The organism is Flavobacterium sp. AC267 (genome assembly GCF_979258715.1).
Map to the genome: position 1 here is coordinate 1,137,372 of NZ_OZ409875.1, position 12,380 is coordinate 1,149,751.

Here is a 12,380-nt window from a genome sequence, read left to right on the forward strand (position 1 = left end):
AATATTTTAAAAATAAAATTAGAATGAAAAATTATGTAATAGGATTGGACTACGGAACAGATTCTGTTCGCGCGGTGCTAATTGACACTGAAAATGGACAGGAGCTGGCATCGAATGTTTCTCATTACAAAAGATGGAAAAATAAACAATATTGTGATGCTTCCATAAATCAATTTCGTCAGCATCCTTTGGATCATATCGAAGGATTAGAAATTACGATTCAAACCGTTATAAAAGAAAGTAAAGTAGATCCAAAATTGGTTCGCGGTATCTGTATTGATACCACTGGATCTTCTCCAGTTCCAGTTACTAAAGATGGAATTCCTTTGGCTTTGACAAAAGGTTTTGAAGAAAACCCAAATGCAATGATGGTTTTGTGGAAAGATCATACTTCAATAAATGAAGCGAACGAAATCAATGAACTGGCAGTAAGCTGGGGCGGAGAAGACGTTACAAAATACGTAGGAGGAATTTATTCTTCTGAATGGTTTTGGGCAAAAATCCTGCACATCGCAAGAGAAGATGAAGCTGTTCAAAATGCGGCGCACACTTGGATGGAGCACTGCGATTTAATGACTTATTTATTGATTGAAGACAAAGATTTAAAAACATTTAAAAGAAGTCAGCGCGGCTGCGGGTCACAAAGCCATGTGGCACGAAGACTGGAAAGGACTTCCACCGGTTGAATTCTTAGAAAAACTTCATCCGTATTTAGCAACACTTCGTGGAAATTTATATGATGAAACGTATACATCAGATTTAGTTGCTGGAAATTTAAGCCAAGAATGGGCAGATCGTTTAGGACTTTCAACAGAAACAATTGTGGCTGTTGGAACTTTCGACGCGCATTCTGGAGCGGTTGGAGCAAAAATTGGAGAAAATACTTTGGTTCGCGTTATGGGAACTTCAACCTGCGATATTTTGGTAGGTTCTTATGATGAAGTTGGAACAAAAACCGTTCGCGGTATCTGCGGACAAGTTGATGGATCTGTAATTCCAGGATTTATTGGTTTAGAGGCTGGACAATCTGCTTTTGGAGATTTATTGGCTTGGTACAAAGAATTATTAATGTGGCCGACAGAACATTTATTAAGTTCCTCTTCCTTATTAAATGAAGAACAAAAAGAAAAATTAAAAGAAGAATTCAGCGATAAATTAATTGTTGAATTAACGAAAGAAGCAGAGAAAATTCCAGTTTCTGAAAGTCTTCCAATTGCTTTAGACTGGATCAACGGACGTAGAACTCCAGATGCAAACCAAGAATTAAAAAGTGCGATTTCAAACCTTTCTTTAGGAACAAAAGCGCCTCATATTTTTAAAGCTTTAGTAAATGCAATCTGTTTTGGAGCGAACAAAATTGTAAACCGTTTTGAAGAAGAAGGTGTAAAAATCGACAGCGTAATCGGAATTGGCGGCGTTGCTCGTAAATCTCCTTTTATCATGCAGACTTTGGCAAATGTTTTAAACAAGCCAATTAAAATTGCAGCTTCAGACCAAACTCCAGCTTTAGGTGCGAGCAATTTACAGCGCCGTTGCGACTGGAATTTATCCAAACGTGATCGAAGCAAGTCAAAAAATAGGAAGTGACTTTGACGGAGAATATTTCCCTCAAACAGACAAAGTAGAAGCTTACCATAAACTGCTTTTGGCATACGAACAATTAAGTGCTTTTGCAGATCCGAACATTAAAATATCGCAACATGAGCTCTCTTTATAAAGATTTAAAACAAGAATGCTACGAAGCGAATATGCAGTTAAATGCATTGAATTTGGTAGTGTATACTTTTGGAAATGTAAGTGCTGTGGACCGAAAAAATGGCGTTTTTGCCATTAAACCAAGCGACGTTCCTTACGAAGATTTAAAACCAGAAGATATTGTAATTGTCGATTTTGATAACAATATAATAGAAGGAACTATGCGTCCGTCATCTGACACGAAGACTCATGCCTATTTATATAAAAATTGGCCAAATATTGGAGGCGTTGCGCATACGCATGCAACCTATTCTGTGGCTTGGGCGCAATCGCAACAGGATATTCCAATTTTTGGAACTACGCATGCAGATCATTTAACCGCAGATATTCCGTGCGCGCTGCCAATGGCAGATTCGCTGATTGAAGGGAACTACGAACACAATACCGGAATTCAGATTTTGGATTGTTTCAAAGAAAAAAATCTTTCTTACGAAGAAGTAGAGATGATTTTGATTGGAAATCACGGTCCGTTTGCGTGGGGAAAAAATGCTTGCAAAAGCGGTTTACAATAGTAAAGTTTTAGAAGTAGTGGCAGAAATGGCATATCTGACTTTACAAATAAATCCAAATGCACCAAGATTAAAAGATTCACTAATAAAGAAACATTACAACCGCAAACACGGAAAAGATTCGTATTACGGACAGTAATGATTTTAGATTTTAGAATGTAGATTTTAGATTATAGAAAATAGAATAAAGAACAAAGAGAAAAGATTTTCGGTAATCGTGAATTTTTAGATAAAGAAAAACGATTTGACGATTAAACAAATAAACGATTAAACAAAATGATAGATATATCTCAAAAAGAAGTATGGTTTGTAGTAGGAAGCCAGGAATTATACGGTGAAGAAACACTAAGAAAAGTAGCAGAACATTCTCAGATTATAGCAAAAGGATTAGATGCATCATCTAATATTCCCGTAAAAGTGGTTTACAAAGATGTGGTAAAATCTCCTTCGCAGATTTTAGATGTTTGTTTGGCGGCAAATTCGGCTAAAAACTGTATCGGAATTATCGCTTGGATGCACACTTTCTCGCCAGCAAAAATGTGGATTGGCGGATTGAGTATTCTGAAAAAACCATTATGTCACTTACATACACAATACAATGCTGAAATTCCGTGGGGATCTATCGATATGGATTTCATGAACTTAAATCAATCGGCTCACGGAGATCGTGAATTTGGTTTTATCATGTCAAGAATGCGTAAAAAACGTAAAGTTGTTGTAGGACATTGGGAAGATGAAAGAGTTCAGAAAAAATTAGGAATCTGGTCAAGAGTCGTTTTAGGATGGGATGAACTTCAAAATTTAAAAGTAGCTCGTATTGGAGACAATATGCGTGAAGTTGCCGTTACAGAAGGAGATAAAGTGGAGGCTCAAATTCGTTTTGGAGTTTCGGTAAACGGATACGATTCTTCAGATGTTACTAAGCATATTGAAAAAGTAACAGAAAAAGAATTAAACGATTTATTGGCAGTTTACGAACAATCATACACTTTAACCGATTCTTTAAAAGAAGGCGGAGCACAAAGAAGTTCATTAGTTGAAGCGGCAAAAATCGAATTAGGATTAAGAGCTTTTCTTGAAGAAGGAGGTTTTGGCGCTTTTACAGATACGTTTGAAAACCTTGGTGCTTGGAAACAATTACCAGGAATCGCAACACAAAGATTAATGGCCGACGGTTATGGTTTTGGTGGAGAAGGAGATTGGAAAACAGCCGCAATGGTAAGAGCTTTAAAAGTAATGAATATTGGTCTTGAAGGCGGAACTTCTTTCATGGAAGATTATACCTACCACTTTACACCTCAAAAATCATACGTTTTAGGATCACATATGTTAGAAATTTGTCCGTCTATTGCTGATGGAAAACCTTCTTGCGAAGTACATCCTTTAGGAATTGGAGGAAAAGAGGATCCAGCTCGTTTGGTATTTAATTCGCCTGCCGGAGATGCAATTAATGTTTCTTTGGTAGATATGGGAACTCGTTTCCGTTTAATTGTAAACGAAGTGGAAGCTATCAAACCAATGGCTGAATTACCAAAATTACCAGTTGCAAGAGTTTTATGGGATTGTAAACCAAATCTTGATATCGGCGCAACGGCTTGGATTTTAGCTGGTGGAGCACATCATACAGTTTACAGCCAGTCATTGACAACAGAGTATATGGAAGATTTTGCAGATATCGCAGGAATCGAATTATTGGTAATTGATGAAAAAACGACCGTAAGAGACTTTAAAGATAAGATTAATGCAAATGAAGCTTATTATCATTTGTTTCAACACGGACTATAAATTAGTCAAAAGTCGAAAGTCATAAAGTCATAAAGTTTTAGTTACTTTGAAGAAAAGACTTTATGATTTTTGACTTTAAGACTTTACTAACTAAAAAATAACCACGTATGAATATATTAAAACGTTGTGTTTTCGGTCTAAGCCTTTTGAGTTTGGTCGCGGTTTCTGTTCAATGTAAAAGCGATAAAAAAGCAGATACAGAAACAGTTGCTTCAGATAAAAAAGATTCGGTTACAATTGAAAAATCATCTTACGGAAAAACAGCTAAAGGAGAACAAGTCGACAGTTATAAATTGAAAAACCAAAATGGGATGGAAGTTGACATCATCACTTTTGGCGGCAGAATTACAGATTTGAAAGTACCTAATAAAGAAGGAGTTTCTGAAAATGTAGTAATTGGTTTTACTTCTTTGGCACAATACGAAAAAGAAAATCCATTTTTTGGAGCTTTGATCGGAAGATACGGAAATCGAATTGCTAAAGGAAAATTCACTTTAGACGAGAAAGAATATCAATTGGCAGTCAATAATGCTCCAAATGCTTTGCATGGCGGACCACAAGGATATTTTAATGTCGTTTGGAAAGCCGATGAGGTAAAATCTGGTGAAACAGCTTCTTTAAAATTATCTTATTTAAGTAAAGATATGGAAGAAGGTTATCCTGGAAATCTTCAGGTTTTTGTAACCTATACATTGACTAATGACAATCAGCTAGAAGTTTTATACGAGGCAACGACTGATAAGAAAACGGTTGTGAATTTAACGCGACATTCTTATTTCAATTTATCAGGAGATTTTTCTAAAACAATTTTAGATCACGAATTGACTTTAAATGCAGATAAATTAGTTCCGGTGGATGCTACTTTAATTCCAACAGGAAAATTAGAAGATGTTGCCAATACGCCTTTCGATTTCAGAAAACCAAAATTAATTGGAAAAGACATCGAAGCTAAAAACGAACAATTAGAAAGAGGAAAAGGGTACGATCACTGCTGGGTATTGAACAATCCTGAAAAAGGAAAAACAATTATTGCAAAAGTATATCACGCGGCCAGCGGAAGAGTTTTGGAAATGACAACTGACGAACCTGGAATTCAGTTTTACTCTGGAAATTTCCTTGACGGAACATTGCCAACTCGCGATGGAAAAACATACGCTCACAGAACCGGACTTTGTTTAGAAACAGAACATTATCCAGATTCTCCAAACCAGAAAAACTTCCCAACAACGGTTTTAAACCCGGGAGAAAATTATAAAACTAAAACTACTTTTAAGTTTTCAGTGCAAAAATAATTTTTTAGAATTTGTTAATTAGTTCAATTCTCTAGAAAACCTCGAAAGTTATGCTTTTGAGGTTTTTTTATGCGGAAATTGCAGAGAAATTGCTCGCAAAGTCGCAGAGTCGCAAAGTTTATGAACAAGCTTATAAAAACTTTGCGACTCTGCGACTTTGCGAGATTAATTCACCAGTATGTGTAAAAATCATAACTTAGCAATAGCAAAAAAACTAAAATGAAACATCTATTTCAAGCGACGTTAAATTGGAGTTCCAACAAAAGTCAAGAAGAAACAACTTCAAGATCAACTAAAAACCATCAAATTAAAATCGAAGGCAAACCAGTTTTAAATGTTTCTGCCGCAAAAGCTTTTAAAGGTGATCCGGAATTATATAATCCCGAACATTTATTATTGAGCAGTTTGGTTTCCTGCCACATGATGTCCTATTTATACGTATGCTCTCAAAACGAAATAGAAGTCCTCGAATATTCAGACAATGCGGAAGCAACACTGGAAGTAAGTCCAGATGGGAGCGGGCGTTTTGTTGAGGCAAAATTATTTCCAAAAGTAAAAATATCAAATCCGGATCAAATTGAATTGGCTTTAGAACTTCATACAAAAGCAAATCAATTGTGTTTTATTGCGAACTCTTGCAATTTTCCGGTTTTGCATGAAGCGAGTTGTGATGTAATTATTAGATAGGTTTTTCTAAAATCAAGCTTTATTAAAATTATTTAAGACAATTTTAAAATTAATAATTATTGTTTCTTTGTCGAACTAATTTTATTTGAATAAGAAGATAAGAGTAAAAAACATCTTTGATTTTCAAATAGGATTTGAGAAAATAATTAAACCTATTTTAATGAATAATTTAAATCCGCTATTTGCTATTGTTCTTTTCATAATTGCATATTCTACCGCCTATGTAATTAACTTAAAATATAAGGTAAATAATTTGTCTTCAAGATATGAATCTGTTGATGGTCTTAGAGGCTTTTTAGCAATTAGTGTCTTTATTGCACATGCGAGTATATGGTATCAATATATTCATGTAGGTCAGTGGATTTCTAAATCTTATCTGTATTCGCAACTTGGTTCAGCTAGTGTTGCTTTCTTTTTTATGATTTCAAGTTTTTTATTTATTTCAAAACTTTTAAATTCAAGTGAAAAGGGTTTTAATTGGAAGTCATTTTTTATTTCAAGATTTTTTAGATTAGTGCCAATGTATTATTTTTCGATTGCTATAATACTTTTAGTGATAATGATTATTAGTAATTGGGAATTAAAACTAGGTATATTTCAATTTTTACACGAGATGTTTCATTGGGCAACGTTTGCAATAATAAGGGATTCAGGCATTAATAATTATAGTCTAACTTATTTGATTAATGCTGGCGTAGTTTGGTCGTTGTCTTTTGAATGGTTGTTTTATTTTAGTCTTCCTATAATTTCCATACTAATTCTAAAGAAAAGACCTCCTTTGATTTATCTTATAATCAGCTCTATTTTTCTCGGAGGTTATTTTTATTTACATGCAGTTCATGTTCAACATTTTCTTTCCTTTTTTGGAGGGGCTGTAGCGGCAGTGGTGGTAAAATATAAACTTATTCCAAATAAGTACAATAATCTTCTCAGTGTTTTAATTCTGATATGTTTTGTTTTGATTTTTCAATTTGAGAACTCAAATAATATGCCTTGCAAGATTTTAATTACTGTTGTTTTTGTTTTAATATCATCTGGCAATACAGTATTTGGTATATTGAAAAGTTCAACATTAAAGTTGTTGGGGGAGATTTCCTATAGTACCTATCTACTTCATGGAATCATTCTTTTCGTTGTCCTTTATTTCGGATTTGGACTTGAAAATGCAAAAAAATTAAACGCTTTAGAATATTGCGGAGTTATTTTTGCAATTACACCCTTAGTCGTACTTATTAGCTTTGCAGGTTATCGGTTTATAGAAAAGCCGTTTATGGAAATCTCAAAGAGAGTTACATTAAAAAAATGAAGTAATAAACGGAATTAAACAAGAAAAGATAAGGCACAAAAAAACCTCTTCTTCCGAAGAGGTTTTTGTACCCAGAGCCGGAGTCGAACCGGCACGGTTTCCCACAGGTGTTTGAGACCAGCGCGTCTACCAATTCCGCCATCCGGGCTTAGCAGACGAAAAAATAAATCTTAAACGACTTATTTTAACGCAATAGAATGAAGTCATAAATGGCGTCATTCCTTTAACACGGTGCAAATGTAAAAAATAAAATTAAATCAACTACTAAAAATACTTAAATTTTTCCTTTCAGTGTCCAATAAATTTTATAAATTTGCACCTCGTTAAAACGAAGCACACACAACTAACTACACCCGAGGCATTTATATATGTTTTGCTTTAACTAAAAAGATAAGGCTAAATTATACTAAAAGCGGCGGAGCAAAAACAACAATTATAATGTCGCACCTAGAACCAGAAGCTAAAATTTTTGCTTGTTCACAAAGTGTTTATCTTGCAGAAAAAATTGCAAAAGAGTACGGAATTCCGTTAGGAAAAGTAACGATGTCAACGTATAGCGATGGAGAATTTCAGCCATCTTACGAAGAGTCAATAAGAGGTTTACGAGTATTTATCGTATGTTCGACTTTCCCAAGTGCAGATAATCTGATGGAATTGTTGTTAATGATCGATGCGGCAAAACGTGCATCTGCAAGACACATTACAGCTGTTATGCCTTATTTTGGTTGGGCAAGACAAGACAGAAAAGACAAACCAAGAGTTCCAATTGGAGCTAAGTTAGTAGCTAATTTACTAACAGTTGCAGGAGCAACAAGAATCATGACAATGGATCTGCATGCAGATCAAATTCAAGGATTCTTTGAAAAACCAGTAGATCATTTATTTGCATCTACGATCTTTTTACCATACGTAGAAAGTTTAAAATTAGAAAATCTAACAATTGCATCTCCAGATATGGGAGGTTCAAAAAGAGCATATGCTTACTCTAAGTTTTTAGAATCAGATGTAGTAATCTGTTACAAACAAAGAAAAGCGACAAACGTTATAGATACTATGGAGCTAATTGGTGAAGTAAAAGGACGTAACGTAATCTTAGTAGACGACATGATCGATACAGGAGGAACTCTAGCAAAAGTCTGCCGACCTTATGATCGAAAAAGGAGCACTAAGTGTAAGAGCAATTTGTACACACGCTATATTATCTGGCGGTGCGTATGAGAAAATCGAAAACTCAAAATTAACCGAGTTAATCGTGACAGATTCTATCCCATTAAAGAAAGAATCTAATAAAATAAAAGTGGTAAGCTGTGCACCTTTATTTGCAGAAGTTATGCAGATGGTTCACCACAATAATTCCATTAGTGGAAAATTCATAATGTAATTTAGCAATAGGCTTTAGGCAGTAAGCTTTAAGCATTTCCTAAAATACATTAAACAAAAAGCATAAAGCCTACGGCCTAAAGCTTAAAGCAAATAAGAATATTTATTAATAACTATATTTTTTTACAATGAAATCGATTACAATTAAAGGATCAGAAAGAGAAAGCGTGGGCAAAGTGTCAACTAAAGCCTTACGTAATGCTGGAGCGGTTCCTTGCGTGTTATACGGAGGAAATCAAGCAGTACATTTCTCAGCAGACAGCTGCGCGTTCAAAAACTTGGTTTACACTCCAAACGCTCACACAGTTGTGATCGAACTTGGAAAAGGAAAATCATTCAATGCAATTTTGCAAGACATTCAGGTTCACCCGGTATCTGACAAAATTTTACACATTGATTTCTTTCAATTATTTGATGACAAAGAAATCACTATGGAAGTTCCAGTAAAAGTTGTTGGTACATCTAAAGGTGTTCTTGCTGGAGGTGTTTTACGTTTAAACACTCGTAAATTAAAAGTTAAAGCTTTACCTAAAAATCTTCCTGATTTTGTTGAAGCTGACATTACTCCACTTGAAATGGGTAACAAATTATACGTTACTAAAGTTGGTGCTCCAGAATACAAAATTATGCACCCAGAGAATACAGTAGTTGCTCAAGTAAGAATTTCTCGTCTTGCTATGAAAGTCTGCTCAAGAAGTCGCAAAAAGCTGCAAAAGCTCCTGCAAAAGGAAAGAAAAAATAATTTTTTTCAAATTCAATACAAAAAGCCTCAATCTTTCGATTGGGGCTTTTTTTTTTGAGGTTCTAAGATGCTGAGGTTCTAAGTTTTCTTCTGTCAGGCTGAGCGAGGTCGAAGCTCTTTACGAGCAATTATCTAATTGCCATATCCTCTTAATTATCAAATTATTTTTTTAGAAGCAGAAAGTCTTCGTTTTCAAAAGACGCGACATTCCTGCCATCCGCTATATCTTTTCCCTGCTAAAGAAGCAGGAAAAAGGATACCGCTTCTGTCAGGGCTAGCCAGAGGTTTTGTTTTCATAAGTTTCTAAGATACTGAGATGCTGAGGTTCTAAGTTGCTAAGTTTGTTTTTTTATGTCAAGCTGAGCGAAGTCGAAGCCCCTCACAAAACTCGACAATCTAAAGTGCAGTACTTTGCGGGACTTCGACTTCGCTCAGTCTGACAAAAGCGATAACCAAAATCGGCTCAAATCTTAAAATTTACGTAGCATTTTCTTAACGAACTTAGCGAAAAACCTTTGTGACCTTTGCGGTTAAAAATAATTATCTAATGAACCAATTGGCACATTCCCTAATTAAGTTTATTTTTGCATCATGATAAAATGGATAACAAAACTGTTTTCATCAACACCAAAAGAAGAGAACATAGACAATATGAAACTGGAGGTTCACGAACACCCAAAAAACAATATAAAAAGCGTGAGTAAAAAATATTTAATCGTAGGATTAGGAAACATCGGAGCCGAATACGTAAATACAAGACATAATATCGGATTTAAAGTCCTGGATTTTTTAGCCAGAAAAGAAGGGCTTTCATTCGAAACCGTAAAACTTGGATCTTTGGCGGAATATAAGTTTAAAGGAAGAACATTTTTGCTTCTTAAACCAAACACTTATATGAATTTAAGCGGTAAAGCCGTAAAATATTGGATGGATAAAGAAAACATTCCATTAGAGAATATTTTGGTCATTACAGACGATTTAAACCTGTCATTCGGTACCATCAGAATCAAGCCAAAAGGAAGCGACGGCGGTCACAACGGACTTAAAAACATAAATTTAGTTTTAAACACACAGCAATATACCCGTTTTAGATTCGGAATCAGTGATGAATTTAAAAAAGGACAGCAGATAGATTACGTTTTAGGAGAATGGAATGCGGATGAAGATGCAAAATTACCCGAGCGTTTGGAAACTTCTGCAGAAATTATCAGAACTTTTGGAACAGCCGGATTAGAAAATACTATGACCACTTTTAACGGAAAATAAAGATTTACAGGTATTTAATCTTTAAAAAATGGATTTATCAACTATTTAAATTGAATTATAACGAAATAGTATTTTCAATTCCAAAGTTAAATGTCTAAATTTGGAATAAATTATTATAAACCATAAAAATCCTAATATCATGGCTTTTGAATTACCACAATTACCATATGCATATGATGCATTAGAACCACATATTGATGCTCGTACAATGGAAATCCACCATTCTAAACATCACAATGCATATACTACAAATCTTAACGCAGCTATCGCTGGAACAGATTTAGAGGGGAAAACTATCGAAAATATCTTAATCAACTTAGATAAATCAAACGCGAGCAGTTCGTAATAATGGCGGTGGTTTCTACAACCACAATTTATTCTGGACAGTAATGGCTCCAAACGGAGGCGGATTACCAACAGGTGATTTATTAGCGGCGATTGAGTCTTCTTTCGGATCTTTTGATGAATTTAAAGCAAAATTTGCTAAAGCTGGTGCTACACAATTCGGTTCTGGATGGGCTTGGTTAACTGTTCAAAAAGGAGGAAAATTAGAAGTTGTAGGTACTCCAAACCAAGATAATCCATTAATGCCAGATGTTGCTGGTAATGGTGGAACTCCAATCTTAGGAATGGATGTTTGGGAACATGCTTACTACTTAAACTACCAAAACAGAAGACCAGATTATATTGAAGCTTTCTTCAGTGTAATTAACTGGACAGAAGTAGCAAGAAGATTTGCTTTAGACAAATAGTCTAAGAGAGAATAGAATAAAGAATATAGAGAATAGATGAATGATCGAAAGATTGTTCATCTATTTTTTTTTGTCTTTATTCAGTAATCTATATTCTTTGCTCTTTTTTTGTTCTTATTTAAATATTAAAACTAGGTTCAATAATTTTTATTCTTTGCTCTATTTTCTTTCTTCTATAGCTAAAATAAAAAAGGCGGAATCTCTTCCGCCTTTTTTGCCCCAAATCTACCATAAACTTAACCTACTAATGTTATGGTTTAGTAAAAGTAAGACAGGTATTTTTGCGAAAAAAACTTTTCAGATAAAAGGTAAGTAAATCCGATAAATGGCTATAATTAGCTGTTTTATAAATCATTAAGTTTATTGCAATAAAAAAGGCGGAATCTCTTCCGCCTTTTTTGCCCCAAATCTACCATAAACTTACCTACTAATGTTATGGTATAGTAAATGTATGACAGGTATTTTTGTAAAAGAAACTTTTCAGATAAAAGGTAAGTATATCCGATAAATGGAATAAAACGGCTGTTTTAGAAATTCGTGAGTTTATTGCAATAAAAAAGGTGGAAGAGATTCCACCTTTTTTGCCCCAAATCTACCATAAACTTAACCTACTAATGTTCTGGTTTGATAAATGTATGGCAGGTATTTTTGTAAAAAAAACTTTTTAGATGAAAGGTAGAGAAATCCGATGAAGAGAATATAAATTGTTGTTTTAGAAATATTTGAGTTTATTCCAATAAAAAAGGTGGAATTTCTTCCACCCTTTTTGCCCCAAATCTACCATAAACTTAACCTACTAATGTTATGGTTTCTCAAAAGTATTGTAGCTTTTCAATTTCACCAAACAAACAGGATGAACGGCAAAAAAAACCGATGAAATGCACTATTTAACCTTTTGTTAATACT

5 protein-coding genes, 1 tRNA gene and 5 pseudogenes are annotated in these 12,380 nt (G+C 34.4%); 10 read left to right on the plus strand and 1 reads right to left on the minus strand.

Features of this window, described 5'->3' with window-relative positions; genetic code table 11:
• Nucleotides 1-23: 23 nt before the first annotated feature.
• The 6 genes and pseudogenes from ACZZ95_RS05990 to ACZZ95_RS06015 all read left to right on the plus strand — a co-directional run bounded on the left by ACZZ95_RS05990 (nucleotide 24) and on the right by ACZZ95_RS06015 (nucleotide 7,334).
• Nucleotides 24-1,717 (plus strand): annotated as a pseudogene (locus ACZZ95_RS05990) (ribulokinase).
• Nucleotides 1,701-2,403 (plus strand): annotated as a pseudogene (locus tag ACZZ95_RS05995) (L-ribulose-5-phosphate 4-epimerase). The pseudogenes ACZZ95_RS05990 and ACZZ95_RS05995 overlap by 17 nt, the downstream one beginning before the upstream one ends.
• A 137-nt stretch (nucleotides 2,404-2,540) precedes the next feature.
• Nucleotides 2,541-4,049: an L-arabinose isomerase gene (gene araA, locus ACZZ95_RS06000; RefSeq protein WP_463468382.1), complete on the plus strand. Its 1,509-nt coding sequence runs from the start codon at nucleotides 2,541-2,543 to the stop codon at nucleotides 4,047-4,049.
• A gap of 107 nt (nucleotides 4,050-4,156) precedes the next feature.
• A complete protein-coding gene (locus ACZZ95_RS06005; RefSeq protein ID WP_463468383.1) occupies nucleotides 4,157-5,341 on the plus strand; it encodes an aldose epimerase family protein in 1,185 nt (394 codons plus the stop codon).
• Between the two features lie 219 nt (nucleotides 5,342-5,560).
• Nucleotides 5,561-6,028, plus strand: a complete 468-nt coding sequence (locus tag ACZZ95_RS06010; protein WP_463468384.1) for an OsmC family protein — start codon at nucleotides 5,561-5,563, stop codon at nucleotides 6,026-6,028.
• Nucleotides 6,029-6,113: 85 nt separating this feature from the next.
• The gene (locus ACZZ95_RS06015; RefSeq protein ID WP_463468385.1) at nucleotides 6,114-7,334 is read left to right on the plus strand and encodes an acyltransferase family protein; all 1,221 of its coding nucleotides are present in this window, start codon (nucleotides 6,114-6,116) and stop codon (nucleotides 7,332-7,334) included.
• A 68-nt stretch (nucleotides 7,335-7,402) separates the two neighbouring features.
• On the opposite strand, the gene ACZZ95_RS06020 is transcribed toward ACZZ95_RS06015, so the two are convergent.
• A tRNA-Leu gene (locus tag ACZZ95_RS06020) sits at nucleotides 7,403-7,482 on the minus strand.
• A gap of 290 nt (nucleotides 7,483-7,772) precedes the next feature.
• Between ACZZ95_RS06020 and ACZZ95_RS06025 the strand changes: the two are divergent.
• The 4 genes and pseudogenes from ACZZ95_RS06025 to ACZZ95_RS06040 all read left to right on the plus strand — a co-directional run bounded on the left by ACZZ95_RS06025 (nucleotide 7,773) and on the right by ACZZ95_RS06040 (nucleotide 11,474).
• A pseudogene (locus tag ACZZ95_RS06025) lies at nucleotides 7,773-8,715 on the plus strand (ribose-phosphate pyrophosphokinase).
• Nucleotides 8,716-8,842: 127 nt separating this feature from the next.
• Nucleotides 8,843-9,456, plus strand: a pseudogene (locus ACZZ95_RS06030) (50S ribosomal protein L25/general stress protein Ctc).
• A 591-nt stretch (nucleotides 9,457-10,047) separates the two neighbouring features.
• A complete protein-coding gene (gene pth / locus ACZZ95_RS06035) occupies nucleotides 10,048-10,722 on the plus strand; it encodes an aminoacyl-tRNA hydrolase (RefSeq protein ID WP_095953785.1) in 675 nt (224 codons plus the stop codon).
• 139 nt (nucleotides 10,723-10,861) lie between these two features.
• Nucleotides 10,862-11,474 (plus strand): annotated as a pseudogene (locus ACZZ95_RS06040) (superoxide dismutase).
• Nucleotides 11,475-12,380: the final 906 nt, after the last annotated feature.